24 protein-coding genes are annotated in these 25,482 nt (G+C 65.9%); 18 read left to right on the top strand and 6 right to left on the bottom strand.

The features are described from left to right. Window positions 1–69: 69 nt before the first annotated feature. From trmB to lysM, 4 genes are all read left to right on the top strand, one after another. Window positions 70–894, top strand: coding sequence for a tRNA (guanosine(46)-N7)-methyltransferase TrmB (gene trmB / locus YH64_RS23240; RefSeq protein ID WP_240433995.1), 825 nt, complete (start codon window positions 70–72; stop codon window positions 892–894). Then, on the top strand, window positions 894–1,835 hold the full coding sequence (gene pip, locus YH64_RS23235; protein WP_046806674.1) for a prolyl aminopeptidase: 942 nt from the start codon (window positions 894–896) through the stop codon (window positions 1,833–1,835). The genes trmB and pip overlap by 1 nt, the downstream gene beginning before the upstream one ends. Window positions 1,836–1,847: 12 nt before the next feature. Further along, the gene (gene thiS, locus YH64_RS23230) at window positions 1,848–2,048 is read left to right on the top strand and encodes a sulfur carrier protein ThiS (RefSeq protein ID WP_046806675.1); all 201 of its coding nucleotides are present in this window, start codon (window positions 1,848–1,850) and stop codon (window positions 2,046–2,048) included. Window positions 2,049–2,466: 418 nt separating this feature from the next. After that, window positions 2,467–2,913: a peptidoglycan-binding protein LysM gene (lysM, locus tag YH64_RS23225; protein WP_046806676.1), complete on the top strand. Its 447-nt coding sequence runs from the start codon at window positions 2,467–2,469 to the stop codon at window positions 2,911–2,913. 120 nt (window positions 2,914–3,033) lie between these two features. On the opposite strand, the gene ffh is transcribed toward lysM, so the two are convergent. Further along, window positions 3,034–4,440, bottom strand: a complete 1,407-nt coding sequence (gene ffh, locus YH64_RS23220; RefSeq protein ID WP_046806677.1) for a signal recognition particle protein — start codon at window positions 4,438–4,440, stop codon at window positions 3,034–3,036. A 106-nt stretch (window positions 4,441–4,546) separates the two neighbouring features. Between ffh and YH64_RS23215 the strand changes: the two genes are divergently transcribed. The 4 genes from YH64_RS23215 (at window position 4,547) to YH64_RS23200 (ending at window position 7,024) form a co-directional block, all read left to right on the top strand. Beyond that, complete coding sequence (locus YH64_RS23215) at window positions 4,547–5,389, top strand: inner membrane protein YpjD (protein ID WP_046806678.1); 843 nt, start codon at window positions 4,547–4,549, stop codon at window positions 5,387–5,389. 1 nt (window position 5,390) lies between these two features. Next, complete coding sequence (locus tag YH64_RS23210; RefSeq protein WP_046806679.1) at window positions 5,391–5,660, top strand: PP0621 family protein; 270 nt, start codon at window positions 5,391–5,393, stop codon at window positions 5,658–5,660. Window positions 5,661–5,805: 145 nt separating this feature from the next. Further along, window positions 5,806–6,384: a 1,6-anhydro-N-acetylmuramyl-L-alanine amidase AmpD gene (gene ampD, locus YH64_RS23205; RefSeq protein ID WP_046806680.1), complete on the top strand. Its 579-nt coding sequence runs from the start codon at window positions 5,806–5,808 to the stop codon at window positions 6,382–6,384. 19 nt (window positions 6,385–6,403) lie between these two features. Further along, entirely contained in the window at window positions 6,404–7,024 is a 621-nt protein-coding gene (locus tag YH64_RS23200; protein ID WP_046806681.1) for a glutathione S-transferase family protein, read from the top strand. Between the two features lie 16 nt (window positions 7,025–7,040). Here YH64_RS23200 and YH64_RS23195 read toward each other — a convergent pair whose 3' ends face one another. Then, entirely contained in the window at window positions 7,041–7,859 is an 819-nt protein-coding gene (locus YH64_RS23195) for an IclR family transcriptional regulator (RefSeq protein WP_046806682.1), read from the bottom strand. Between the two features lie 331 nt (window positions 7,860–8,190). Between YH64_RS23195 and YH64_RS23190 the strand changes: the two genes are divergently transcribed. The 5 genes from YH64_RS23190 (at window position 8,191) to YH64_RS23170 (ending at window position 12,980) form a co-directional block, all read left to right on the top strand. Next, window positions 8,191–9,270: a 2-dehydro-3-deoxygalactonokinase gene (locus tag YH64_RS23190; protein WP_046806683.1), complete on the top strand. Its 1,080-nt coding sequence runs from the start codon at window positions 8,191–8,193 to the stop codon at window positions 9,268–9,270. Continuing rightward, entirely contained in the window at window positions 9,267–9,920 is a 654-nt protein-coding gene (locus YH64_RS23185; protein WP_046806684.1) for a 2-dehydro-3-deoxy-6-phosphogalactonate aldolase, read from the top strand. The genes YH64_RS23190 and YH64_RS23185 overlap by 4 nt, the downstream gene beginning before the upstream one ends. Continuing rightward, window positions 9,917–11,065, top strand: a complete 1,149-nt coding sequence (gene dgoD / locus YH64_RS23180) for a galactonate dehydratase (protein WP_046806685.1) — start codon at window positions 9,917–9,919, stop codon at window positions 11,063–11,065. Before YH64_RS23185 ends, dgoD begins: the two co-directional genes overlap by 4 nt. 144 nt (window positions 11,066–11,209) lie before the next feature. Continuing rightward, window positions 11,210–12,520, top strand: coding sequence for an MFS transporter (locus YH64_RS23175; protein ID WP_046806686.1), 1,311 nt, complete (start codon window positions 11,210–11,212; stop codon window positions 12,518–12,520). A gap of 151 nt (window positions 12,521–12,671) precedes the next feature. Next, on the top strand, window positions 12,672–12,980 hold the full coding sequence (locus YH64_RS23170) for a DNA-binding protein (protein WP_046806687.1): 309 nt from the start codon (window positions 12,672–12,674) through the stop codon (window positions 12,978–12,980). Between the two features lie 66 nt (window positions 12,981–13,046). Here YH64_RS23170 and YH64_RS23165 read toward each other — a convergent pair whose 3' ends face one another. The 3 genes from YH64_RS23165 to YH64_RS23155 all read right to left on the bottom strand — a co-directional run bounded on the left by YH64_RS23165 (window position 13,047) and on the right by YH64_RS23155 (window position 16,131). After that, window positions 13,047–14,246 carry an MFS transporter gene (locus YH64_RS23165; RefSeq protein ID WP_046806688.1) on the bottom strand — a complete coding sequence of 400 codons (1,200 nt, stop codon included), beginning with the start codon at window positions 14,244–14,246 and terminating at the stop codon, window positions 13,047–13,049. 147 nt (window positions 14,247–14,393) lie between these two features. Continuing rightward, window positions 14,394–15,344, bottom strand: coding sequence for an IclR family transcriptional regulator (locus YH64_RS23160; protein ID WP_255444680.1), 951 nt, complete (start codon window positions 15,342–15,344; stop codon window positions 14,394–14,396). Then, a complete protein-coding gene (locus YH64_RS23155) occupies window positions 15,334–16,131 on the bottom strand; it encodes an IclR family transcriptional regulator (protein WP_046806689.1) in 798 nt (265 codons plus the stop codon). Before YH64_RS23155 ends, YH64_RS23160 begins: the two co-directional genes overlap by 11 nt. Before the next feature lie 215 nt (window positions 16,132–16,346). On the opposite strand from YH64_RS23155, the gene YH64_RS23150 reads away from it, so the two are divergent. The 5 genes from YH64_RS23150 (at window position 16,347) to YH64_RS23130 (ending at window position 23,261) form a co-directional block, all read left to right on the top strand. Further along, the gene (locus YH64_RS23150) at window positions 16,347–17,513 is read left to right on the top strand and encodes an acyl-CoA dehydrogenase family protein (RefSeq protein WP_046806690.1); all 1,167 of its coding nucleotides are present in this window, start codon (window positions 16,347–16,349) and stop codon (window positions 17,511–17,513) included. Window positions 17,514–17,577: 64 nt separating this feature from the next. Beyond that, entirely contained in the window at window positions 17,578–18,561 is a 984-nt protein-coding gene (locus YH64_RS23145; RefSeq protein WP_046806691.1) for a tripartite tricarboxylate transporter substrate binding protein, read from the top strand. 135 nt (window positions 18,562–18,696) lie between these two features. Next, entirely contained in the window at window positions 18,697–19,860 is a 1,164-nt protein-coding gene (locus YH64_RS23140; protein ID WP_046806692.1) for an acyl-CoA dehydrogenase family protein, read from the top strand. Between the two features lie 89 nt (window positions 19,861–19,949). Beyond that, window positions 19,950–20,945 (top strand): acryloyl-CoA reductase, encoded by a 996-nt coding sequence (locus YH64_RS23135; RefSeq protein ID WP_046806693.1) that lies wholly within the window; start codon window positions 19,950–19,952, stop codon window positions 20,943–20,945. A 126-nt stretch (window positions 20,946–21,071) separates the two neighbouring features. After that, entirely contained in the window at window positions 21,072–23,261 is a 2,190-nt protein-coding gene (locus tag YH64_RS23130) for an acetate--CoA ligase family protein (RefSeq protein ID WP_046806702.1), read from the top strand. A gap of 159 nt (window positions 23,262–23,420) precedes the next feature. Here the strand turns inward: YH64_RS23130 and htpG are convergent, their stop codons facing one another. Next, window positions 23,421–25,319 carry a molecular chaperone HtpG gene (gene htpG, locus YH64_RS23125; protein WP_046806694.1) on the bottom strand — a complete coding sequence of 633 codons (1,899 nt, stop codon included), beginning with the start codon at window positions 25,317–25,319 and terminating at the stop codon, window positions 23,421–23,423. Window positions 25,320–25,482 lie beyond the last annotated feature (163 nt).

Genomic DNA, 25,482 nt, shown 5'->3' with positions numbered 1-25,482 from the left:
TAATGCGTCCCTTATTTAGTGCATCCGACCGACTCCGCCGGCCGGCACCTGCCACTACAATTCGGGGCTATGAATACGAACAACCCCGCGGACAAGCCCGCGACGCCCCCCGTGAACCCCTCCGACACGACCGCCGATTCCTCCGCTTCGGCGTCCACCGCCGCCCCCGTTTCCCCCGAGACGCAGGCTGCGCTGGCCAGCACCGCGCATGCGCCGAACAGCCCCGGCGCGACGCATATCCGCAGCTTTGTGCACCGCCGTGGCCACATCACCCAAGGTCAGTTGGCCGCGCTGGAACGGTTGATGGGCGAATGGTCCATTCCGTACGCGCCCCGCCGCCTGGACCCCGCCGCCGCGTTTGGCCGACAAGCGCCGACGGTGCTGGAGATTGGTTTCGGCATGGGCGAGACCACCGAGAAGATCGCGCTGGCGCGTCCGGACGACAACTTCCTGGGCGTGGAAGTGTTCAACGCCGGCGTCGGCTCGCTGCTGCGCCGCATTGAAGATTCCAAGATTCAGAACCTGCGCATCATCCAGCACGACGCGGTCGAGGTCGTGCGCGACATGATCGCGCCGGATTCGCTGGCCGGCGTGCACGTGTACTTTCCGGACCCGTGGCCCAAGAAGCGCCATCACAAGCGCCGCTTGCTGCAACCGGCGTTCGTGTCGCTGCTGGCCAGCCGCATCGCGCCGGGCGGCTACATCCATTGCGCCACCGACTGGGAAGACTACGCGGTGCAGATGCTGGAAGTGCTTAGCGGCGAACCGCTCTTGGCCAATACGGTCGACGGCTACGCGCCGCGCCCCGATTACCGCCCCCTGACCAAATTCGAGACACGCGGCCTGCGCCTGGGCCACGGCGTCTGGGACCTGATCTTCAAGCGAGTCGCCTGATGCTCTATCCGCCGATCGAACCCTACCGCCACGGCATGCTGGATACCGGAGACGGACACCAGATTTATTGGGAAATGTCGGGCAATCCGAACGGCAAGCCCGCCGTGTTCCTGCATGGCGGGCCGGGCAGCGGTTGTTCGCCCGTGCATCGCCAGCTGTTCGATCCGCAGCGCTACAACGTGCTGCTGTTCGATCAGCGTGGTTGCGGAAGATCCAAGCCGCATGCCAGCCTGGACAACAACACAACCTGGCATCTGGTGTCCGACATCGAGCGCCTGCGCACCGAAATCATGGGCGCGGAAAAGTGGCTGGTGTTTGGCGGATCGTGGGGTTCGACATTGGCGCTGGCGTATGCGCAGACGCACCCGTCGCACACCAGCGAGCTGGTCGTGCGCGGCATCTTCGGTTTGCGGCGCGCGGAAATCCAGTGGTTCTACCAGGAAGGCGCGTCGTGGCTGTTTCCGGATCGGTGGGAAGAATATCTGGCGCCCATTCCCCAAGCCGAGCGCGGCGACTTGGTCGCGGCGTATCACAAGCGGCTGACGGGCGATGATCCGGCCGAGCAGTTGCGCGCGGCCAAGGCGTGGAGCAAATGGGAAGACAGCACCATCACGCTGCTGCCCAGCCCGCGCCATCAGCAAAGCCACGCCGCCGACCGCGCCGCGCTGGCGTTTGCCCGCATCGAAAACCATTACTTCGTGAACGCGGGCTTCATGGAAGAAGGCCAGCTGATTCGCGACGCGCACAAGCTGCGCGGCATACCGGGCACCATCGTGCAGGGCCGCTACGACGTCTGCACGCCCGCGCGTACGGCCTGGGACCTGCATCGCGCCTGGCCCGAAGCGGACTTCCACCTGGTGCCCGACGCGGGCCACGCCTTTGATGAACCCGGCACGCTGGCGCGCCTGATCGCCGCCACCGACGCTTACGCAAAACAGTGAGGACACCCTGACATGCACATCAACCTGAACGGCGACGCGCGCGAATTCCCGTTGGACACGACCGTGATCGAACTGCTGCAAACGCTGGGCTACGCCGGCAAGCGCGTGGCGGTGGAACGCAATGGCGAAATCGTGCCCAAGAGCCAGCACGAGCAAACCACGCTGACTGACGGCGACCAGATCGAGATCGTGGTGGCGGTGGGCGGAGGCTGAACGTCCGCCACGCGCATTGACCTGCTTGCAACGACGAAGGGGCCGCTGAGGATCAGCGGCCCTTTGCGTTCGGACGGAAGTTTGACGCAGGGGGTGGCGTCATCGTAACGCTGACACCTTTCTTCATTGCACGGCTTGTCCGATGGGGTTTGCGCCAAGCGCGCGAGTCACCGTGCAAAGTGACGAGCATTGTTGCGTAGTCTGGCGAGCGACTAGCAACCTGTTACACGATAACCCCTCGTCTGGCGGCAATTGTGCGAGTAATAATCGTTGCTGTTGGCTCGTTACGCGGCAAATTGCGGGTCAAGCGGGGGGCTTTGCGTCACCCGCCCTCTGCGGCATTCCAGGGCATGTTGCCCACCGCGCGCGCTCGCCAGGGACTTGGTTTTCTCACCGCAGCACAGATAAAGGAAACACTATGGGTCTGCTCAATTTCATCAAGGACGTAGGCGAAAAGCTTTTCGGCGCCAGCGAGGCCAAGGCCGCGACGGCTGACGAACTGAAGAAAGAACTGGATAAGCACGGCCTGAACGCCGACGGCCTACAGATCACCGTGGACGGCGACAAAGTCACGGTAGCCGGCGAGGCGCTCAGTACCGAAGACGCCGAGAAGATTTCACTGGCGTTGGGCAACACGGTGGGCGTGGCGGCGGTGGACAACCAGTTGAAGGTCAAGCAGGCCACGCCGGAAGCCAAGATGTACACGGTGCAAAAGGGCGACAACCTGTGGAAGATTGCTGAAGCGCAATACGGCAAGGGCCAGGGCGCCAAGAACACGCTGATCTTCGAAGCCAACAAACCCATGCTGACCAGCCCGGACAAGATCTACCCGGGCCAGGTGCTGCGCATTCCGCCGCTGTCGTAAGCGGCCACTGAACTCGACAAGCCGGAGAACACCCATGCGTTTTCCGGATTGTGTCGCGGCACGGCGCCCCCTGCCTGCCGCGACTGCTTGGCCAGACGCAATGTCTGGCCATTTTTTTGCCTACTTCATGCCGAAGCGGCCCAGCCCTTTCATGCCGCCCATGGCGCGCATCATCTTGGCCATGCCGCCCTTCTTCATCTGCTTCATCATCCCCTGCATCTGCTCGAACTGAGCCAGCAGGCGGTTGACTTCCTGGACCGGCACGCCGGAACCGGTGGCGATGCGGCGCTTGCGGGACGCCTTGATCAGTTCAGGCTTGGCGCGCTCGGCGGCCGTCATGGAATTCAGAATGCCTTCGGTACGGCGCAGCTGCTTTTCCGCCTGCCCGCCTTGCAGCTGACCGGCTGCCTGCTGGAACTGGGCCGGCAGCTTTTCAAGCAGCGACCCCATGTCGCCCAGCTTTTTCACCTGGCCAAGCTGATCGCGGAAATCGTTCAGGTCGAACTTGTTGCCCGACTTGATCTTGGCCGCCAGCTTTTGCGCATCGGCGATGTCGATGTTCTTTTGAGCCTGCTCGACCAGCGAAACGATATCGCCCATGCCCAGCACGCGTTGCGCCATGCGGTCAGGGTAGAAAGGTTCCAGGCCGTCCAGCTTTTCGGACACGCCGACAAACTTCAGCGGCTTGCCGGTGACGTGGCGCACCGACAGGGCCGCGCCGCCACGGGCGTCGCCGTCCAGCTTGGTCAGCACCACGCCAGTCAGGGGCAGCGCGTCCGCAAAGGCGCGCGCGGTGTTGACCGCGTCCTGGCCTTGCATGGCGTCCACGACGAACAGCGTTTCCACCGGCTTGACCAGATCATGCAGCGCGCGGATTTCGCGCATCATGGCTTCGTCGATGCCCAGGCGGCCGGCCGTATCCAGGATCAGGACGTCGTAGTGGTGACGGCGCGCATGGTCCACCGCGCCGCGCGCGATGTCTTCGGGCTTCTGGCTGGGGTCGGACGGCAGGAAATCGACACCGACCTGCGCGGCCACGCTTTTCAGCTGGTCGATAGCGGCTGGGCGATACACGTCGGCGGACACCACCAGCACTTTCTTCTTGCCGGTCTTGCGGCCGTGCTGCGTGTGCTGCCCTTCGGACAGCCAGCGGGCCAGCTTACCGGTGGTGGTGGTTTTACCCGCGCCTTGCAGACCGGCCATCAGGATGACGGCGGGCGGCTGCACGGCCAGCGACAGTTCGTTGGAATCGGCGCCCAGGTCGCCGCCCATCAAGGCGGTCAGTTCCTTGTGGACGACGCCGACCAGGGCTTGGCCCGGGCTGAGGCTGGCGGCCACTTCCTCGCCCAGCGCTTTTTCTTTCACGCGGGCGACAAATTCACGCACGACGGGCAGCGCCACGTCGGCTTCCAGCAGCGCCATGCGCACTTCGCGCAGCATCTCCTGGGTGTTGGCCTCGGTCAGGCGGGCTTCACCGCGCAGCGTCTTGACGACACGCGATAGGCGTTGAGTTAGGTTATCGAGCATGAGAGGCGTTTCCGCTTAAACTAGTTGATTGAACGGTGGCCGCAGGCGCGGATTCTGCGCTTTCGGGTGGCACGCACCCCAAGGCCCCATCCAGACAACGGTTTCTATGTCACTCGGCATTGTATTTCACACAGCGGCTGCCTTGGCGTACGCAGTGCTAGGGGGGTCACTTTGGATCCGCCTGGCCGGCGCCGGGGAAGTTGAGCAGACGGGCAAAATCGGCCGTCTTTGCCTGCTGGGGGCCCTGGTTCTTCAAGGAATCGGCCTGCAACAAGCGATGCTGGGCGCCCAGCATCTGTTCATTGGGTGGGCACTGGCCCTGTCCGCCGCCATCTGGCTGGGCATGGTGGTGTTCTGGCTGGAAAGCCTGCTGGTGCGCATCGACGGCCTGCAATTGCTGCTGCTGCCCGCCGCCGCCCTGGCCAGCGCCCTGGCCGCCCTTTTTCCGCAAGGCCAGTTCGTGCCGCACGCCGACGACGCCTGGCTGCGCGTGCACCTTTTGATTGCGCTGGCCGCCTATGGCCTGATCACCATCGCCGCGCTGCACGCCATGATGATGGCGCTGCTTGACCGCCACCTGCACCGCCCGCTGGACGCCCCCGCCGAACGCAGCATCATCGGCCGCGTGCTGGACTCGCAGCCGCCGCTGCTGGTGCAGGAACAACTGCTGTTCCGTATTATCTGGATCGGTTTCATCGTGCTGACCCTGGCCGTGGGCTCGGGGTCGGTGGCGTCCATGAAACTGACGGGCAAGATCCTGCCGTTTGACCACAAGACCGTCTTCACGCTGCTGTCCTGGCTGACATTTGGCGTGTTGCTGGTTGGCCGCCATGTATGGGGCTGGCGTGGCCGCGTGGCGCTGCGCTGGACGCTGACGGGTTTTGGTTTTTTGATTCTGGCGTACACCGGCAGCCGGTTCGTGCTGGAAATGATTCTGCATCGAGGCTGACGTGGGCAAGTTGTTGTTCTGGATCGTTCTGATCATCGCGGTGCTGTTCGTGGCCCGCATCGCCGCCCGCATGGCGGCCGCCCGCCAAGCCGGCGAGCCCACCCAGGGGCGCGGCAAGGCGACACGCTCGGCGCCCGCGCCGGCCGCCCCCGAATCCATGGTGCGTTGCGCGCATTGCGGCATCCACCTGCCCCGCTCCGAGGCCGTGCTGCTGAACGGCATGACTTGGTGCAGCACCGAACATTCCACGCTGGGCCCCGCCAGGAAGTAAGCGGAAAGCGGGGCGGGGGAACCGGGCGCCCGCGACGGCGCATGGGTTGCGTTTTACGCACGCCCCCCCGGCAAAAACGCCAATTTGGGAGGCGGCGGCGACCACGGCATAATGCCCGTTGGCTTCAACACGCATGTTCTCTCTTATGGCTCTGCTTCTGGATCGACATGGCTGGCTGGCGCCGGCCCCCGGCGTCACCCTGCTGCCTTCGCCCAACTGCGACGCGCGCCCCGACGGCGCGCAGGTCTCTTTGCTGGTGCTGCACAACATCAGCCTGCCGCCCGGCCAATTCGGCGGCCCGGAAGTTGCTGGGCTGTTCACGAACACGCTGGACTATTCGTCGCACCCCTGGCTGGAACGCCTGCGCGGCCTGCGCGTGTCGGCCCACTTCTTTATTCGCCGCGATGGGCGCATCATGCAGTTCGTGTCCACCGACCAGCGCGCGTGGCACGCCGGCGTGTCGCGCTTTGGCCGGCGCGAACGCTGCAACGACTTTTCCATCGGCATCGAACTTGAAGGCACGGACACCCTGCCGTACGCCGACGAGCAATACCTGGCGCTGCGCAAGCTGACGCCGGTGTTGCGCGCGCGTTATCCGCTGGCTGCGGCCTGGGGCCACGAACACATTGCCCCGGGGCGCAAGACCGACCCCGGGCCCGCTTTCAACTGGACGCGTTTTTCGCGCGACAGCGGCTTTGCGCGGCGGCAGTTGCCGCCCGTCTGACACTACTCAAGGACTGGTTATGTTGAAGATCTGGGGACGCCTTACGTCCGTCAACGTGCAGAAGGTAATGCTGGCCGTGCGCGAACTGGCGCTGCCGCACACCTTTACCCAGGCAGGCGGACCGTTCGGCGTGGTGGATACGCCGGAATTCGCCAAGCTGAACCCGAACCGCACCGTGCCGGTGATTGATGACGGCGGCTTTGTGCTGTGGGAATCGAACGCCATCGTGCGTTACCTGGCCGCGCGCTACGGCGCGGGCACCTTGTGGCCGGAAGACGCGTGCATGCGCGCCGACGCCGACCGCTGGATGGACTGGCAGACCACCGAATGGCAAGCCGCGATGGGCCCCGCATTCCTGGGCCTGATTCGCACGCCGGAAGCCAAGCGCGACCAGGCCGCGATTGAAAATTCGGTCAAGCGCTCCAACGTCCGCGCGCAGATCCTGGACCAGGCGTTGCAAGGCCGCGAATTCATTGCGGGCCGTCACCTGACGATGGGCGACATTGCGCTGGTCAGCTCGGCGCACCGCTGGCTGGCCCTGCCCATCGAACGCCCCGATACCCCGGCGCTGTCCGCCTGGTATCGCCGCGTGATGATGCGCCCCGCCCCGCAAGGCGTGCTGACGCTGCCGCTGGAATAAGGCGTGCCGGACCGCGTCAGCCGCGGTCCACCTTCCAGCCCATTTCCGCCGAAATACCGGCGGCGGCTTCCTGCACCACCGGCACCATGTCGCGCATGCGGTCCAGGGACATATACGGCACGGTGCTGGACACGCTGATTGCCGCCACGATGCCGCTTGAGGCATCGCGCACCGGCGCCGCCACACAGCGGATCGACGGCTCGTTGTCTTCCAGGTCAAACGCATAGCCCTGCGCCGCATAGTCACGCATGCGGTCGCGAAACGCTTCCCAGCTCTGCTGGCCGCCCGGTGCGCGCGAGGACACCGGCGCGCCGATGCGATGTAGCGCCTTCCATTGCGGTTCTTCGGTATCCAGCAGCAGCGCCTTGCCCACGCCCGTTGCCGCCAGCGGCATCCGATGGCCCACGCGCGAGCGCATTTCCAGCCCCTTCTTGCCAGGAATCTTTTCCAGGTACAGCACTTCGTCGTTGTCGCGCACGGCCAGATGAATGGTGTCGCCCGTCTGCGCGGCCAACGCATCCAGGTAGGGCCGCGCCAGCGTCGCCATGGGAAACGCTTCACGCGCCTGGAAACCCAGCTCGATCAGCTTGGGCCCCAGCACATAACCCACCCCCGGCAAAGCGCGCAGATAGCGCTCTTGCACCAAGCAGCTGGCGAGCCGGTGCGTGGTGCTGCGCGCCACGCCGATGCGGGCGCAGATTTCCTTCAGGTCGCGCGCGCCGTCGGCCACCGCCTGCACAACGGCCAGACCGCGCATCAGCGTCTGCGTGCCGGCCGGCGCGGCGGCGTCGGGGTCCAGGGTGGGAATGGGATTTGCGGGCAAGGGGAAGGTCATGAAACGGGGATGAAACGGGGAGGCAATGGCGGAAACGGGGCAAGCATACCCGGGATGACGAGGGCCGGGGCGCGACACAGGGCAACCGGCCATCCGATTCGGGCACCGTCCAAAGCGCGCCTTCTACCGTGCCACATTCCCTGTATGTGGTATTTAATTCTATATTTTGAGATTTTTCAAGCTCTGATCTAGAATTTTTTCCAGCGCGCGCCACGCTTTGCACAAGCCCGGTGCGCACCGACACAACAAGGTTTCCCGGCCCCGCCCGTCTGACGCATCCCCGCGCCGGACGGGCGCATCAGGCAGGGCAGCCAACGATGAGACACATCAGATGACACCCGCAACGCCCGCCCGCGCGGCGCTTATCGCGCTGGATTGGGGCACCTCTTCGCTACGCGCGTATCGGCTGGACGGCACGGGCCGCACGCTGGATACGCGGCATCTGCCCTGGGGCATCATGCGCCTGCCGCAACCTTTGCAGGATGGCGCGGCCAGCACCGCCTTGTCTGGTTTCGACCTGGCGTTTGACCAGGCTTGTGGCGACTGGCTGCGCGCGGAACCGAGCTTGCCCGTCATCGCCTGCGGCATGGTTGGCAGCGCGCAAGGCTGGCGTGAAGCGGCCTACCTGGACGTGCCCGTCGACCTGGCGCGCATCGGCACCCTGCTGACGGTGGTGGAACGCACCAGCGCCGGACCCGACGCCACCCCGCTGCATATCGTGCCCGGCCTGATCCAGCGTCACGGCCTGCCCAACGTCATGCGCGGCGAAGAAACGCAGGTCTTCGGCGTGATGTTCGACCAGGCTGAAAAATCCGGCGCCAATGCCGCCGACAGCGTGCTGATCGGCTTGCCCGGCACGCATTCCAAATGGGTCACCGCCCGCCGGGGCCGCGTCACCCACTTCGACACCTTCATGACCGGCGAGGTCTACGCCGCGCTGCGTGGCCACACCATCCTGGGCCGCACGATGAGCGACGCGCCGGCCGCCGACATGGCCGCCTTCGAGCGCGGCGTGAAGGTAGCCGGCGCACCGGCCGGACGCGCCGGCGTGTTGTCCACCATCTTCAGCACGCGCGCACTGGGCCTGACCGGCGATCTGGCGCCGACGTCGCAAGCCGACTACCTGTCCGGCCTGCTGATCGGCCACGAAATCGCCGCACTGGCCCAGATGCTGCACGAGCAAGGCGAGCGGCCCCGCATCGTGCTTTGCGGCGACCCGGCGCTGTGCCAACGCTACATCCTCGCCATGCAGCACTACGGCCTGGGCACGCCCGAACAAGCGCAGAACGCCACCGAACGCGGCTTGTGGCACCTGGCCGTCTGCGCCGGGCTGGTCAAGGCCGAACCGGGCGCCGCCGGGCAGCGCTACGCCCCCCCCACCCCTTCGGCATCCGTCCAGGAACCCACATGAACCACACCGGACTGCAAACCGCCATGGCCCACTGCGGCCTGATCGCCATCCTGCGCGGCATCCAGCCGCACGAAGCCGAAGACATCGGCAACGAACTGTACGCGGCGGGCTTTCGCCTGATCGAAGTGCCACTGAATTCGCCGGACCCCTTGGCCAGCATCCGCGCCATGCGCGCCGCGCTGCCAACTGATTGCCTGATCGGCGCCGGCACCGTGCTTGACCCCGACGACTGCGCGCGCGTGCAGGATGCGGGTGGCGAATTGATCGTCATGCCGCACAGCGACGCCGCCGTCATCCGCGCGGCCAAGACGCTGGGCATGGCGTCCTGCCCCGGCGTTGCCACGCCCACCGAGGCATTCGCCGCGCTGGCAGCCGGCGCCGACGTGCTGAAGATGTTTCCCGCCGAACAGCTGGGCCCCAACGTGCTGCGCGCATGGCGCGCCGTGATGCGCCCGCCAATCGCGCTGGTGCCCGTGGGCGGCATCACGCCCGACAACCTTTCCGACTTTGCCCGGGCCGGAGCCAGCGGCTTCGGCCTGGGCTCCGCCTTGTACAAACCCGGCCTGACGGCCACCGAAGTCGGCCAGAACGCGCGCGCATTCGCCGCCGCCTGGCAACGCGCCTATTCCGCCCAGGAGACCCAAGCATGAAGATCACCAAGCTCACCACCTACATCGTGCCGCCCCGGTGGTGCTTCCTGAAAATCGAGACGGACGAAGGCATCGTCGGCTGGGGCGAGCCCGTCGTGGAGGGCCGCGCGCATTCGGTGGCCGCTGCCGTTGAAGAGCTGTCCGATTACCTGGTCGGCAAAGACCCGCGCAACATCGAAGACCACTGGACGGTGCTGTACCGGGGCGGCTTTTATCGCGGCGGCGCCATCCACATGAGCGCGCTGGCCGGTATCGACCAGGCACTGTGGGACATCAAGGGCAAGCACCTGGGCGTGCCGGTGTCGCAACTATTGGGCGGCAACGTGCGCGACCGCATCCGCGTGTATTCCTGGATCGGCGGCGACCGCCCTGCCGATACCGCCGCCGCCGCCAAAAGCGCGGTGGACCGCGGCTTTACCGCCGTGAAGATGAACGGCACGGAAGAACTGCAATTCATCGATTCGTTCGACAAGGTTGAAAAGTGCCTGGAGAACGTGGCCGCCGTGCGCGATGCCGTCGGCCCCAACGTGGGCATCGGCGTGGACTTCCACGGCCGCGTGCACAAGCCCATGGCCAAGGTCCTGATGAAAGAGCTGGACCCGTTCAAGCTGATGTTCATCGAAGAACCCGTCTTGAGCGAACACTACGAAGCCTTGAAGGAACTGGCGCCGCTGACGTCCACCCCCATCGCGCTGGGCGAACGCCTGTTCTCGCGCTGGGACTTCAAGCGCGTGCTGTCCGAAGGCTACGTGGACATCATCCAGCCCGACCCGTCCCACGCGGGCGGCATCACCGAAACGCGCAAGATCGCGGCAATGGCCGAGGCCTATGACGTGGCGCTGGCGCTGCATTGCCCGCTGGGTCCCATCGCCCTGGCCACCTGCTTGCAGATCGATGCGGGTTGCTACAACGCCTTCATCCAGGAACAAAGCCTGGGCATTCACTACAACGCCGCCAACGACCTGCTGGACTACGTCAGCAACCGCGAAGTCTTCCAGTACGAAGACGGCATGGTCGCCATTCCGCAAGGCCCGGGCCTGGGCATCGAGGTTAACGAGGAATACGTAAAGGAGCGCGCCGCCGTGGGCCACCGCTGGCGCAACCCGATCTGGCGTCACGCCGACGGCAGCTTCGCCGAATGGTAAAGCCAGCCCGATCACGCTGACTGACCGCCATGCGGCGCCTCTTGCTTCTGTCACGAGCGCCGCTTTTTTCTTCTTTATATCGATAACCCATCGGCATCCAAGCCGATGGCCCCGCCCCTAGCAGGGCGCACGAGGAGACAATCCGTGTCAACCGCCACCCACGCCGGCTTGCAACACACCCAGCGCCCCACGCGCAGCCGGTACATCATCATGGTGATGTTGTTTATCACCGTCGTCATCAATTACCTGGACCGCAGCAACCTGTCCATCGCCGCGCCCGCGCTGAAAGACGAGTTTGGCCTGGACACCTGGCATGAAGGCCTGATCCTGTCCGCCTTCGGCTGGACCTACGCCGCCATGCAGATCCCCGGCGGCTGGCTGGTGGACCGCGTATCGCCCCGCGTGCTGTATGCCGTTGCGCTGATCCTGTGGTCGGCGGCAACCTTCTTCATGGGCTTTGCCAGCAGCTTCATCATTCTGTTCGTGTTGCGCCTGGCGGTAGGCGCGCTGGAAGCGCCCGCCTACCCCATCAACAACCGCGTCGTCACCACCTGGTTTCCGGAAAAAGAACGCGCCACCGCCATCGGCTTCTACACGTCGGGCCAGTTCGTGGGCCTGGCCTTTCTGACGCCCGTGCTGGCCTGGCTGCAACACCATTACGGCTGGCACATGGTGTTTGTCAGCACCGGTTTGCTGGGCATCGTGTGGGGCGTGCTGTGGTACCTGATCTACCGCGAACCACGCCAGTTCAAGGGCGCCAATGCCGCCGAGATCGAACTGATCCAGCAAGGCGGCGGCGTGGTCGACCTGGACCGCAACGCGCGCGCCAAGAAGGCGCCGTTCAACTGGAATGACCTGGGGCTGGTCATGTCCAAGCGCAAGCTGTGGGGCGTGTACCTGGGCCAGTTCTGCCTGACGTCCACGCTGTGGTTCTTCCTGACGTGGTTTCCGACTTACCTGGTGAAGTACCGCGGCATGGACTTCATCAAGTCGGGCTTCCTGGCATCCGTGCCCTTCCTGGCCGCGTTCGTGGGCGTGTTGTGCTCGGGCGTGCTGTCCGACTTCCTGGTGCGACGCGGCGCCACCGTGGGCCTGGCGCGCAAGCTGCCCATCATCCTGGGCCTGCTGATTTCCACGTCGATGATCGGCGCCAACTTCACCGATTCCACGCCCTGGGTCATCTTCTTCCTGGCGCTGGCCTTCTTCGGCAACGGCCTGGCATCCATCACGTGGTCGCTGGTGTCAACGCTGGCGCCGGTGCGGCTCTTGGGCCTGACGGGCGGCGTGTTCAATTTCGTGGGCAACCTGTCATCCATCTGCACACCCATCGTCATCGGCTTCCTGGTGTCCAAAGACAACTTCGCCCCTGCCATCGTCTACGTTTCGTCGCTAGCCCTGCTGGGCGCGCTGTCGTACATCCTGCTGGTCGGCAAGGTGGAACGGATAGATGCGTGATTGATGTGTGTGGGTGAGATGAAGGGTGCCGGATGAACGGCACCCTTTTTTTGTGCGCTGTGCAAGTAGTCAACTTGACCTATATTCGTCTATAGACGAATATAGCGAAGCGCGCGGTACGCGCTTGGCAAGACTGGAACCAGAGAACACCATGAAAAGCAGACCCCACGATGAAGCGATGGCCGAGCTGTATCGTGATGACCCCGCATTGGCCGTTGACCTGATCAACAGCGTGCTGGAAGACGGGACCCAGGCAGAGCTCTTGATCGCGCTGCGGCAACTGACGCAGGCTTTTGGTGGCGTGCAGGCCGTGGCGGCGCAGGCGCACCTGAATCCCACCCAGCTCTACCGCACGCTGTCACCCCAGGGCAACCCCGCGCTGAGCAGCCTGACGGCAATCCTGAAAGCCTTGGGCCTGCGGCTGGCGGTACAACCGCTGACACCCGTGGGCGCCAGATAATGCGAATGGGCGGGTTGGGCGACAACGCCCAACCCGCCCAGCTAATGCTAATGTTCGACGCGCCACTCAGCAGCCCTGCATCGCCAGCTTGCGGCGGCGCACGTTGCCGGCGCGTTGCACCAGCACCAGGGCCAGGCCGGCGGTGGCGATGACGGCGCCGGCGATGGGTACGGCGGCGTAGCCCAGCCCGGCCGAAATCACCGCGCCGCCCGCTGCCGCGCCTACCGCGTTGCCCAGGTTGAACGCGCCCACGTTGACCGACGATGCCAGCCCCGGGGCCGCCGTCGCCGCGCGCATCACGCCCATCTGCAAAGGCGGCACCACGGCAAAGGTGGCGATGCCGAAGATCAGCAGGGAAATTGCCGCGCCGATCTGGGTGGAAGCGATCCACGGGAACGCCAGCAGGTCGATGATGACGATCACCAGGAAGGTGATCAGCGTGCCGTCCAGCGAACGGTCGGCCATGCGGCCACCCAGGCCGTTGCCCAGCGTGAAGCCCAGGCCAATCAACACCAGCATGCCGGTAATGAAGCCGGGCGACGCGCCGGTGATCTCGGCCAGCGTGGGCGCAATGTAGGTGTACAGCGTGAACATCGCGCCCGCGCCCACCACCGTGGTCAACAGCGCCAACAGCACGACGGGGCTTTTCAGCACGGCCAGTTCATGGCGCACGTCGGGGCGGCGTCCGGCTTCGCCCGCGGGCAAGGCGAACCACAGCGACAACATCGCAATCAAGCCCAGCACGGCGGTGGCGGCGAACGACATGCGCCAACCGATCACCTGCCCCAGCCACGTCGCGGCCGGCACCCCGCCCACGTTGGCGATGGTCAGCCCCATGAACATGGTGGCCACCGCGCTGGCCTGCTTGTGGCGCGGCACCACGCTGGCGGCTACCAGCGAGCCCAGCCCGAAGAACGCGCCGTGGTTCAGGCTGGTGACCAGCCGCGCCAGCAGCAGCGTCGTGTAATTGGGTGACAGGGCCGACAGCACGTTGCCGATGGTGAAGATCAACATCAACAAAATCAGCGCCTTGCGACGCGACCAGCGCGAAAACACCAGCGTCATCAGCGGCGCGCCCACCATCACGCCGATGGCGTAGGCGCTGATCAGCATGCCGGCGCTGGGAATGGACACGCCCACGCCATCGGCGATAACGGGCAAAAGACCCATCGGTGAAAACTCGGTCACGCCAATGCCAAACGCACCGACGGCCAGCGCCAGTAGCGGCAGCCCGGATTTGACCGGTTGATTATCTTGCGGGTTCATGCGAATTCCTTGGAGCACGTCGGAAAGACAGGCGTGCAGTATGACGGCGCCATCCTTGCGGAAAAAGCCGTCTGGCGGGCAAACACTTTTGACTTGGGGTCACAAATCGATCCCCGGGGGCTGGGTTCAGGGATGCACAGCCCCGCGCTAGGTCAGCCCCAACAGGCGCTCCGTCTCGCGCGCCAGCGCCACCAGCCGGGGGCCGATATCAGCGGCGCGCTCGCGAAAGGGTCCGTCCCCGGAAGGCACGCCGCAGTTGAAAACGTACGTCAGTGACTGGTACGGCCGCCACAACGGGGCCGCAAACCCATACGCGTCGGGACGCCACTGCACGTTGTTGCCGCAATACCCCTTGCGCTCCAGGTCGCGTGCCGCCGCCGCCAGGCTGGGAAAATGCTCGGCGTAATGGCGCGCGTCGGCCACACGTAGCTGGTTCAGCACCACCGCCCGCTCGGCATCCGGCACGCGGCACAACCACGCCTTGCCCGCCGCGCTGGACAGCAGCGGCAGCGACGCGCCGATATCGGGGCGGGTCTGCAAGGCGTCGTTCGAGCGGGCGGTTTCCACGTACACCATTTGCAGGCGGTCGCGCACCACCAGCGACACCGCGCCGCGTGCGTGGTCGGCCAGCTGCTTCATCAGCGGCCGCGCCAGCTGGCGGATCTGCATGCTGGCCAGCAAGGGGTAGCTCAACGCCAGCACCGCCGCGCCCAGCCGGTAGCGCGCGGGCGAGCCCACGCGTTGCAAGAAGCCCAGCTCGACCAGCGTATGCGTCAAGCGCGCCACCGCGCTTTTCGACAGGCCCGTCTGCTGCGCGAAGTCCTTGTTGGCCAGCTCGGGCCGGTCCGCCCGAAAGCAGCCCAGGATATCGATGCCGTGCGCCAGCGTGGTGGCGAAGTCGCGGTCGCGGGTAGGGTCGACGCCGTCCCGGTGTTGGCTGCCGTCCCGGTGTTGGCTGCCGTCCCGATGTGCGGAGCCGTCCTGATGTTGGGAGCCGTCCTGATGTTGGGAGCCGTCCTGATGTTGGCCGCCGTCCCCATGGGGGTCGCGCTTGCGGTCACGGCGGGGCTCGTGGCCACTGTCAAGTTCAACCGGCATCCGAACGCTCCAGCATTTTTTCCACGCGCGCCACCAGCGTCAGCAGACGGGGTGCGATGCGCCGCCGCAGATCGCCCGCGCGCAATCGCCGCGTGGGAACCCCGCAATTGAAAACGAATACCTGGCCATCCACGCGGCGCCGCATCGGCACCGCCACCGCGTGCACGTCCGCGTGCCACTCACCCTCGGCCACGCAATAGCCATGCGCGGCGTAATCCCGCTGCGCCTCTGCCCAGCCGGGTGCATGCCGTTGCCATGCAGCGGGGTCTTGTTCGCGCAGCTGACGCAACAGCGCTTGCGCCTCGGCCGGGTCCGCCTGCGCCAGCCACGCGCGGCCCATTGCGGACGCCAGCAACGGCAGCATGGCGCCGATGTCCGGCCGAAACGCCACCGCGTCATGGCCCCGGCACGTTTCCACATAGACCATGTGCGTGCCGTGATGCATGCCTAATGACGCCGACCCGCCGGCCGCGTTGGCCAGCCGCGTCATCAGCGGACGCGCCATCTGCCGCAGCTTGATGCTGGCCAGCAAGGGATAACTTAGCGACAGCAGCGCCGTGCCCAGGCGATAGCGGCGCAGGCCGGCGTCATACCGCAGCAGCCCACGCTGCACCAGCGTGTACGTCAGCCGCGAAATCGTGGCTTTGGACAGCCCGGTGCGGTCGGCAAGCTCGCGGTTGCTTAGCGCTGGCTCGCCATGGCGAAAGGTTTGCAGCACCGACAGGCCGTGGGCCAGCGTGGTGGCGAAATCAGGGTCGGGGTGGCGGCCGCCCAAGGGCGTGGTCATGGTCGCATTCCGGGTGGGACGGCGCGCGGGCAGGCGCCGGGCAGTGAGGTCGATGATAGTGCAGGCGCCCCCTGCACCGCGGCCCGCGCGCTCATAAAGCGTTCAAGATATCAAAACACTTGTCTCGCATTTCGCGCTGCTTTGCTACCTTGGATTCCGCGCCGCCCGGTGTGAAATATCGGCCCGGCCCACAAAAAAACAATCGGAGACAGCCCATGATCAGGGACCCGGAAGGCTATGCCGCCTTCATCGATTCGCTACGGCGCTTTGTACGGCAGCAATTGATTCCGCGCGAAGCCGAGGTTGCGCGCCTGGATGCCGTGCCCGACGACTTGGTGCGCGCCATGGCCGCCCAGGGCATGTTCGGCTATTCCATCCCCGAAGCCTACGGCGGCGCGGGCATGAGCACCGAAGAATTGATCCGGGCGGCCATCGAGTTGTCGCAATGCTCGGTCGCGTTTCGCGCCCGAGTCGGCACCAACACCGGCATCGGCTCCGAGGGCCTGGTCGCCGACGGCACCGAACAGCAGAAAGACCGTTACCTGCCCCGCCTGGCGTCCGGCGAATTGACCGGCTGCTTCGCGCTGACCGAGCCGCAAGCGGGCTCGGACGCCACCGCCTTGCGCACCACCGCCGTGCGCGACGGCGACAGCTACGTGCTGAACGGCGAAAAGTGCTTCATCACCAACGCGCCCATTGCCGGCTTGTTCACCGTCATGGCGCGCACGGACCCCGACGCGCCAGGCGCCAAGGGCATCTCGGCCTTCATTGTCGAGCGGGGCACCCCCGGCCTGACCACCGGCCAGCCTTACGACAAGATGGGCCAAGCCGGCTCGCCCGTGTCCGCCGTGTACTTCAACGACTGCCGCGTGCCCGCCGCCAACCTGATCGGCGGCCAGGAAGGCATGGGTTTCAAGACCGCCATGAAGGTGCTGAACAAGCAGCGCATTCACCTGGCTGCCTTGTGCATCGGCCCGGCGATTCGCATGCTGGACGACACCCTGCGCTTCGTGGCCGAACGCCAGCAGTTCGGCAAAGCGTTGATGGACTTCCAGCTGATCCAGGCCATGATCGCCGACTGCCAGACCGACATCCAGGCGGCGCTGGCGCTGGTGCTGCAAACCGCGCGCGAACGCGACGCCGGCCAGGACGTGACCATGAACGCGTCGATCTGCAAATACTTCGCGTCGGAAATGTGCGGCCGCGTGGCCGACCGCTGCGTGCAGATGCATGGCGGCTACGGCTACATCGCGGACCAGGGCATTGAACGCTTCTACCGCGACGTGCGGCTGTTTCGCCTGTACGAAGGCACCAGCCAGATCCATCAACTGACCATCGCGCGGCACACGCTGGCGCAAGCCGGCTACACGCCCGGCCGTTAGGTTCGAGCGTTTTCGGGACCGCCGCCACAAGAAGCGCGCGGCCCACAATCCCAAGGAGACTGACATGCTGCACAAGCACCTGCCGAAGTGGATCGGCGCCCTGGCGGCCGCGTTCGCCTGCGCTGCCCTGCCGTCCCAAGCGGCCGCCGCCTACCCCGACAAGCCGATTCGGCTGATCATCCCGTTCGCCCCCGGCGGATCCACCGACATCCTGGGCCGCCTGCTGGCCGAAGCGCTGCACCCCATCCTGGGCCAGCCGGTCATCGTGGAAAACAAGCCGGGCGCCGGCGGCAATATCGGCGGGGACTTCGTGGCGCGCGCCGCGCCCGACGGCTACACGCTGCTGCTAGCAGCGGCAGGCCCCACCGTCATCAACCCCAGCCTGTACGCCAACATGCCGTTCAACCCCGCGCGGGACCTGACGGCCATCACCTGCATCGAACGCGAACACAACCTGATGGTGGTGACCAAGTCGATGCCCGTCACCACCTTGCAGGAATTTCTGACATATGCCCGCAACCACCCCGGCAAGCTGTCCTTTGGCTCGCCCGGCAACGGGTCGCCCGCGCAACTGGCCGGCGAATTGCTCAAGCAGAAGGCCGGGCTGCAAGCCGAACACGTGCCCTACAAGGGCTCCGGCCCTGCCATCACCGACCTGGTCGCTGGCCACATCGATTTCATGATCGACAACATGCCCGCGCTGCTGCCACAGGTCAAAGCCGGCACGCTGCGCGCGCTGGCCGTACCCAGCGACGCGCGCGCCACCGCCTCGCCGGACGTGCCCACCTTTACCGAAGCGGGCATGCCGGGCTTTGAAGTGATGGCATGGAAGGGCTTGATGTCGCCCGCCAACACCCCACCCGCCGTGGTCGACCGCCTGCATGCCGCCGTCGTGAAGGCGCTGCAAGACCCGCAGTTGCGCGCGCGCTTTCAGGAGCTGGGCGCTGAACCGCTGGGCAGCACACCGGCGGAATTCGCCAAGCAGATCGCCGACGAAACCGTGTGGTGGGGCAAGTTGGTGAAGTCCACCAACACGCGTATCCAGTAAGGCGCTACCAAGGTGCCGGCGTGAGGGTGCCTGCGTGACGATGCCTGCGTGAGGGTGCCCTCACATGCTCGCCTTCACATGCATGCCTTCACATGCTCGCCGTTATTCGCAAGCCACTGCCAAGAGACACAGCCCATGCCCGCCCAGCCCTACGACGACGCCGCGATCCAAGACCTGTGCGAACGGGTCCGCCGCTTCATCGATGACATCGCCATCCCCGAAGAATCGCCCGCCATCGCCCGCAACGTGGCGGCTCTGGACCAATGCGTGGCGCGCTTGCGCCTCAAGGCGCGGGATGCCGGCCTGTACGCGCCGCAACTGCCCGTCGAATTTGGCGGGCTGGGTCTGGGTTGGCGCGCGCTGGCCCAGGTGTTGGAAGCGGCCGGGCGCGGCTTCTTAGGGCCGGCTGCCCTGAACTGCGCCGCCCCCGACCAACCCAACATGCTGACGCTGCTGCGGCTGGCCACGCCCGCGCAGCGCGAGCGCTATCTGCTGCCGCTGGTGCGCGCCGAACAACGCGCCTGCTTCGCCATGACAGAACCCGCGCCCGGTGCGGGGTCCGACCCGTCGATGCTGCGCACCCGCGCCGCGCGGCGGGGTCAAGGCTGGGTGTTGAACGGCCACAAGCAATACATCAGCGGCGGCGTCGGCGCGCACTTCGCGTTGCTGCTGGCGCAGACCGATGCCGGCGCCACGCTTTTCATCGTGCCCGCCGATACCAAGGGCTACCGCGTCATCCGCGACATCGGCATGGTCACCGGCTACCAGATCGGTGGCCACGCCGAGATCGAGTTGCAGGACTGTGAAGTCGGTGACGAGGCCGTGCTGGGGGAACCCGGACGCGGTCTGGAATACGCGCAGCTGCGGCTGGAACCAGCGCGCCTGTCCCACTGCATGCGCTACATCGGCCGCGCCCGCCGCGCGTTGGACACCGCGCAAGCCTACGTCACGCAGCGCGAGTCTTTCGGCGCGCGCCTGGCCGACCTGCAACAGATTCAAGCCATGGTCGCCGATTCGCACATCGACCTGCACGCCAGCCGTCTGATGACGCTGGACTGCGCAGCCCGCATGGACGCGGGCTTGTCCGTCAAGCAGCACAGCGCCATGACCAAGGTATTCGTATCCGAAGCCGTCAACCGCGTGGCGGACCGGGCCGTGCAGATGATGGGGGCTGCGGGGCTGTCGGACGACACACCCGTGGCCATGATCTGGCAGGAGATGCGGCCGTTTCGTATCTATGACGGCGCCAATGAACTGCACCGCGCAACACTGGCTCGGCGATTGCTGGCGCCACGATGACTGTTGTGCAGGACCGGTTGCGGATCGACGCTGCCGGTCTGAGAACCCGCCATGTCGACACGCGTTGTCGACCCGTTTTGGAGACTTGCATGCCCATCTCGACATTCCAGGCGTACCGCTTGCACGCCGGCCCCGACGGGGCCTCCCCGCAGGGGCGATTCGACACGCTGTCCGAAGGCGAATTATCGCCCGGCGACACGCTCATCAAGGTCGCGTACGCCGGCCTGAACTACAAGGACGCGCTGGCGCAAGCCGGACGCGGCAACATCGTCCGCGACTATCCCCGCATCGGCGGCATCGACCTGAGCGGCACCGTGGTGCACTCGGCCGACCCTGCGCTAGTTCCCGGCCAGCAAGTTGTCGTGCACGGCTTTGGCATCGGCGTGGATTGCGACGGCGGCTACGCGGAATATGCGCGCGTGCCGCACGACTGGGTCCTGCCCCTGCCCGACGGCATCACCCTGCGCGATGCCGCCGTGCTGGGCGCCGCCGGCTTCACCGCCGCACTGTCGCTGCACTGGATGGAACACTGCGGGCTGACGCCGGAGCAAGGCGACGTGCTGGTCACCGGCGCGACGGGCGGCGTGGCCGGCATCGCCATCGACATCCTGAGCCAACGCGGCTATCGCGTGTGCGCCATGTCCGGCAAGGTGCAGGCGGCGGATTACCTGCGATCCCTGGGCGCGGCCGACGTCATCGCCCCACCCGACTTGTCCGCGCCCATCAAACCCTTGATGAGCGCGCGCTGGGCCGGCGTCATTGATTCCGTGGGCGGACCCTTGCTGGCGCATGCGCTGGCCGGCTTGCGCCCCGACGGCGTGGCCGCCGCCTTCGGCAACGCGGGCGGCGCGGACCTGCCCACATCCGTCATCCCCTTCATCTTGCGCGGCGTGAAGCTGTTGGGCATCAACGCCAACAGCCCGATGCCGCTGCGCCGCGCGCTATGGCAAAGGCTAGCCACCGATTACCGCCCGACGCGGCTGGACCTGGCATCACGCGAGATCGCCTTGGCGGACCTGCCACGCGCCCTGACCGCGATGCTGGAACGCGGCAGCACCGGCCGCACCGTCGTGCGCTTTTCTTGAACGCAACCTCGGCTGCGCGCGGCGACACACGAGCGCGCGCGAGTGCGCCCGAATGCGAACAGCATGCGCGCTTCGCTTCGTTTGAAGCGGCGCGCCGTCCTCACCAAACCTGAATCCGTCGCCACCATGACCCTGCAATCCGACTCCTCGCTGACGCGCCTGTTTACCCCTCGCAGCATCGCCGTCGTCGGCGCGTCCGCCACCCCCGGCAAGATCGGCGCCATGCCCGTCAGCCTGCTGCGTCAGCATGGTTACGACGGCCGCATCCTGCCCATCAACCCGCGCGCCGATAGCATCCAGGGCTTGCCCGCCGCGCCTGACCTGGCCGCGCTGGATACCGACGTGGACCTGGTCATCCTGGCCGTGCCCGCCGCGCATGCCGCCCAGGCGCTACAAAGCGCGCGCCCCGGTCAGATTGGCGGCGCGGTCGTATTCACGTCAGGCTTTTCGGAAACGGGCGCGGAAGGCGTCGCCATGCAAGAGGCGCTATGCGCCATCGCGCGCGAGCGCGGCATCCGCCTGCTGGGACCCAACTGCCTGGGCTACATGAACGTGCGCCACAAGGTCTACGCCACGTTCTCGCCCGCGCCCGCCAACGGCGCCGTGGCGTTGGGCGGCATCGGCATGGTGTCGCAAAGCGGCGCGTTCGGCGCCTATGCCTATTGCATGGCGCGCGAACGCGGACTCGGCCTGTCGCACTGGATCAGCACCGGCAACGAAGCCGACATCGACGTGGCCGACTGCATCAACTGGCTGGCGCACGACGCCGACACGCGGGTCATCATGGCCTACATGGAAGGCTGCCGCGACGGCGCCAAGCTGCGCGGTGCACTGGCCGCCGCGCGCGACGCCGGCAAGCCCGTGGTCGTCACCAAGATCGGCCGCACCCAGGCCGGCGCGCAGGCCGCTGCGTCACACACCGCCGCGCTGGCGGGCGATGACGCCGTCTACGACGCGCTGTTTCGCCAATACGGCGCGCTGCGCGCGCGCAGCATCGAAGACTTCTTCAACCTGGGCTATGCGCTGGACACCTGGCAGCAACGCCCCCAAGGCAAGCGCCTGGGCATCTTCACGATATCCGGCGGCGTTGGCGCCTTGATGGCGGACGAGGCCGAGGAAGCCGGCCTGTCGCTACCCGAACCCGACGCGGCCGCGCAAGCCCGGCTGCTGGAACGCGTGCCCTTCGCTGGCCCGCGCAACCCGGTCGACGTCACCGGCCAGGTGGTGTCCGAGCCCGGCCTGCTGCTGGCCACCGCCGACGACATGCTGGCCGACGGCCGCTACGATGCGCTGGCGGTCTTCCTGGCCGCCGCCGGGTCGTCGGAAGCCTTGTGGCCCACCTTCGAGACCTTTGCCCGCGAAATGCGCGCCCGCCACCCCGACGTGCCACTGGCCTTCTGCGCGCTGTTCCCGCCTGAGCGCCGCCGCGAGCTTGAACGGCTGGGCACGCTGGTGTTCGAAGACCCCAGCGCCGCGATACGGACGATAGGCGCGGTGGCGGGCTTGGCTGCGGCGTCGGGGGCCACGTTGGATGCCGCGTCGAATGCTGTATCGAATGGCAGCACGGATGGCATCTCCAAGGCCGCGTCGGAGGCCTCCACCCACACCTCAATGCCGCCAGTTGCAGCAAGCATCGAGCCGCTGCGCGACACCTACAACGAAGTGCAGGCGATGGACGTCCTGCGCCAAGCCGGCCTGCCCGTGCCCGACTGCACGCTTGCCACCGACGCCGACACCGCCGTGGCCGCCGCTGCCCGCGCGGCCGGCCCCGTGGTCTTGAAAGTGGTGTCGCCCGACATCTTGCACAAAAGCGATGTAGGCGGCGTGAAGCTGAACCTGTCGGGCGAAGACGCCGTGCGCCACGGCCACGCCGCCATCCTGGACAGCGTACGCACGCACTGCCCCACTGCCCGCATCGACGGCGTGCTGGTCGCGCCCATGGCGCCCAAAGGCGTGGAGTGCATCGTGGGCATGCACAGCGACCCGGTCTTCGGCCCCGTCGTCATGTTCGGCCTGGGCGGCGTCTTCGTCGAAGTACTGAAAGACGTCAGCTTCCGCCTGGCGCCCTTCGACCGCGCCCAGGCCCTGTCGATGATCCGTGAAATCAAGGGCTACGCGCTCCTGCAAGGCGCACGCGGCGCACCGCCTTGCGACATCCATGCGCTAGCGGATGCCTTGGTGGCGCTGTCGCGTTTCGCGGATGCGCGCCGGGAAGATTTCAGTTCCGTGGAGATCAACCCCTTGTTGGCGCTGCCGGATGGGCAGGGGGTGCTGGCCTTGGATGCGGTGCTTATTCCCAGCGCTGGGCGGTCATGACAATCTTGGGCGCTTGGGCACGACCTGCACTTCCAGCCCAAGCAGACATGAAGGCCTCCAAAATTACCGATCGGGAATATTCACTTCCCTCGCAGCCTCGCGCAATAAAAAAGAGGGCGCCTTACGTTCAGGCGCCCTCTCATCCCACCACCCCGCCGCTTACTTCAGCAGCAAGGCATTCAAGCGCTTCACAAACGCGGCCGGGTCGGCAATTTGTGCACCTTCAGCCAGCAGGGCCTGATCCAGCAGCAGACGCGCCCACTGGTCGAACTCGCTGTCCTCGGCGGCACGAATGCGCGCCAGCAGCGGGTGTTCCGGGTTGATTTCCAGCACCGGTTTCACATTGGGCGCTTCCTGGCCGGCGGCCTTCAACATGCGCAGCAAGTGCGGGCTGAGTTCATTCTGGCCCACCACCACGCACGCCGGCGAATCCACCAGACGCAGCGTCACGCGGACTTCCTTGACCTGCTCTTCCAGCGTCTTTTGCAGGCGCTCGACCAAGGGCTTGAAGTCTTCAGCCACTTCGGCTTGATGCTTCTTTTCTTCCTCGTCGGCCAACTCGGCCAGGTCCAGGCCGCCCTTGGCCACCGACACCAGCGACTTGCCGTCGAATTCGCGCAAGTAAGACAGCATCCATTCGTCAACGCGGTCCGACAGCAGCAGCACTTCGATGCCCTTCTTGCGGAAGATTTCCAGATGCGGGCTGTTGCTGGCGGCGGCGAAGGTGTCGGCCGTGACGTAGTAGATCTTGTCTTGGCCTTCCTTCATGCGCGACACGTAGTCAGCAAACGACACCGTCTGCGCCTGGTCGCCCGAATGCGTGGACGCAAAGCGCATCAGCTTGGCGATGCGTTCCAGGTTGGCGGAATCTTCGCCCGCGCCTTCCTTCAGCACCTGGCCAAATTCCGTCCAGAACGTGGCGTAGTCTTCCGGCTTGTTCTCGGCCAGGTCTTCCAGCAGCGACAGAATGCGCTTGGCCGACCCTTCACGAATAGCGCGCACATCGCGGCTTTCTTGCAGGATTTCGCGCGACACGTTCAGGGGCAAATCGGCCGAATCAATCACGCCACGCACAAAGCGCAGGTACGACGGCAGCAGCTGATCGGCATCGTCCATGATGAAGACACGCTTCACGTACAGCTTCACGCCGTGGCGGCCGTCGCGGTCCCACATGTCCATGGGCGCGTGCTTGGGCACATACAGCAGCTGCGTGTATTCGCTGCGGCCTTCCACGCGGTTGTGCGTCCAGGCCAACGGGTCGTCGTAGTCGTGCGACACCGTCTTGTAGAACTCGCGGTACTGCTCTTCAGTAACTTCCGACTTGCTGCGGGCCCACAGCGCATTGGCCTGGTTCACCGTTTCCAGTTCTTCGGTCTTGACCTGCTCGCCCTTTTCCTGATCCCACTCTTCCTTGGCCATGCGGATCGGCAAGGAGATGTGGTCGGAATAGCGGCGCAAGATTTCGCGCAGCTTCCAGCCGTTCAGGAATTCATCTTCGTCGGCGCGCAGGTGCAAGGTCACGTCGGTGCCGCGCGTGGCCTTCTCGGCGGCGGCAATCGTGAATTCGCCCTGGCCGTCGGATTCCCACTGGATTGCGTCCGTGGCGCCGGCGCGGCGGCTGACCACGGTGACCTTGTCGGCCACGATGAACGACGAGTAAAAGCCCACGCCGAATTGGCCGATCAGCTGCGCGTCTTTTTGCTTGTCGCCCGTCAGTTGGGAAAAGAATTCCCGCGTGCCGGAGCGCGCGATGGTGCCCAGGTTGGCCACGGCTTCTTCGCGCGACAGGCCAATCCCGTTATCCGAGATGGTGATGGTGCGGGCAGCCTTGTCGTAGCTGACCGTGATGGCCAGCTCGCCATTGCCTTCCAGCAATTCGGGCTGGTCGATGGCTTCAAAACGCAGCTTGTCGCAGGCGTCCGAGGCGTTCGACACCAGCTCGCGCAGGAAAATTTCCTTGTTGCTGTACAGCGAATGGATCATCAGGTGCAGCAGTTGCTTCACCTCGGCCTGGAACCCCAGGGTTTCGGACGTGGAAGACGTGGCGGTTTGGCTCATGGTTCTACGTGAAGTAAAAAAATTAGGGACAAATAAAAAGGGACCGCAAATACCGGGATCCCGGGGCGAGGAGCCCGCGCGGAATCCGGGAAACCCTACTGAGGTGGGGGCTATCGGGAACTTTTCAAGGCCCCGTCGCGGCAGCGGCGCGATCCCCGCTAAA

This window comes from Achromobacter sp. LC458, from assembly GCF_001005835.2.
In the GTDB taxonomy this organism is placed as follows: domain Bacteria; phylum Pseudomonadota; class Gammaproteobacteria; order Burkholderiales; family Burkholderiaceae_B; genus Achromobacter; species Achromobacter spanius_B.
This window is presented reverse-complemented; position numbering and strand designations above follow the sequence as displayed.

Excerpts from the sequence above, each read along its gene's own strand:
- trmB (WP_240433995.1), top strand. The coding sequence starts at position 70 with ATGAATACGAACAACCCCGCGGACAAGCCCGCGACGCCCCCCGTGAAC.
- pip (WP_046806674.1), top strand. The coding sequence starts at position 894 with ATGCTCTATCCGCCGATCGAACCCTACCGCCACGGCATGCTGGATACC.
- thiS (WP_046806675.1), top strand. The coding sequence starts at position 1,848 with ATGCACATCAACCTGAACGGCGACGCGCGCGAATTCCCGTTGGACACG.
- lysM (WP_046806676.1), top strand. The coding sequence starts at position 2,467 with ATGGGTCTGCTCAATTTCATCAAGGACGTAGGCGAAAAGCTTTTCGGC.
- ffh (WP_046806677.1), bottom strand. The coding sequence starts at position 4,440 with ATGCTCGATAACCTAACTCAACGCCTATCGCGTGTCGTCAAGACGCTG.
- YH64_RS23215 (WP_046806678.1), top strand. The coding sequence starts at position 4,547 with ATGTCACTCGGCATTGTATTTCACACAGCGGCTGCCTTGGCGTACGCA.
- ampD (WP_046806680.1), top strand. The coding sequence starts at position 5,806 with ATGGCTCTGCTTCTGGATCGACATGGCTGGCTGGCGCCGGCCCCCGGC.
- YH64_RS23200 (WP_046806681.1), top strand. The coding sequence starts at position 6,404 with ATGTTGAAGATCTGGGGACGCCTTACGTCCGTCAACGTGCAGAAGGTA.
- YH64_RS23195 (WP_046806682.1), bottom strand. The coding sequence starts at position 7,859 with ATGACCTTCCCCTTGCCCGCAAATCCCATTCCCACCCTGGACCCCGAC.
- YH64_RS23190 (WP_046806683.1), top strand. The coding sequence starts at position 8,191 with ATGACACCCGCAACGCCCGCCCGCGCGGCGCTTATCGCGCTGGATTGG.
- YH64_RS23185 (WP_046806684.1), top strand. The coding sequence starts at position 9,267 with ATGAACCACACCGGACTGCAAACCGCCATGGCCCACTGCGGCCTGATC.
- dgoD (WP_046806685.1), top strand. The coding sequence starts at position 9,917 with ATGAAGATCACCAAGCTCACCACCTACATCGTGCCGCCCCGGTGGTGC.
- YH64_RS23170 (WP_046806687.1), top strand. The coding sequence starts at position 12,672 with ATGAAAAGCAGACCCCACGATGAAGCGATGGCCGAGCTGTATCGTGAT.
- YH64_RS23165 (WP_046806688.1), bottom strand. The coding sequence starts at position 14,246 with ATGAACCCGCAAGATAATCAACCGGTCAAATCCGGGCTGCCGCTACTG.
- YH64_RS23160 (WP_255444680.1), bottom strand. The coding sequence starts at position 15,344 with ATGCCGGTTGAACTTGACAGTGGCCACGAGCCCCGCCGTGACCGCAAG.
- YH64_RS23155 (WP_046806689.1), bottom strand. The coding sequence starts at position 16,131 with ATGACCACGCCCTTGGGCGGCCGCCACCCCGACCCTGATTTCGCCACC.
- YH64_RS23150 (WP_046806690.1), top strand. The coding sequence starts at position 16,347 with ATGATCAGGGACCCGGAAGGCTATGCCGCCTTCATCGATTCGCTACGG.
- YH64_RS23145 (WP_046806691.1), top strand. The coding sequence starts at position 17,578 with ATGCTGCACAAGCACCTGCCGAAGTGGATCGGCGCCCTGGCGGCCGCG.
- YH64_RS23140 (WP_046806692.1), top strand. The coding sequence starts at position 18,697 with ATGCCCGCCCAGCCCTACGACGACGCCGCGATCCAAGACCTGTGCGAA.
- YH64_RS23135 (WP_046806693.1), top strand. The coding sequence starts at position 19,950 with ATGCCCATCTCGACATTCCAGGCGTACCGCTTGCACGCCGGCCCCGAC.
- YH64_RS23130 (WP_046806702.1), top strand. The coding sequence starts at position 21,072 with ATGACCCTGCAATCCGACTCCTCGCTGACGCGCCTGTTTACCCCTCGC.
- htpG (WP_046806694.1), bottom strand. The coding sequence starts at position 25,319 with ATGAGCCAAACCGCCACGTCTTCCACGTCCGAAACCCTGGGGTTCCAG.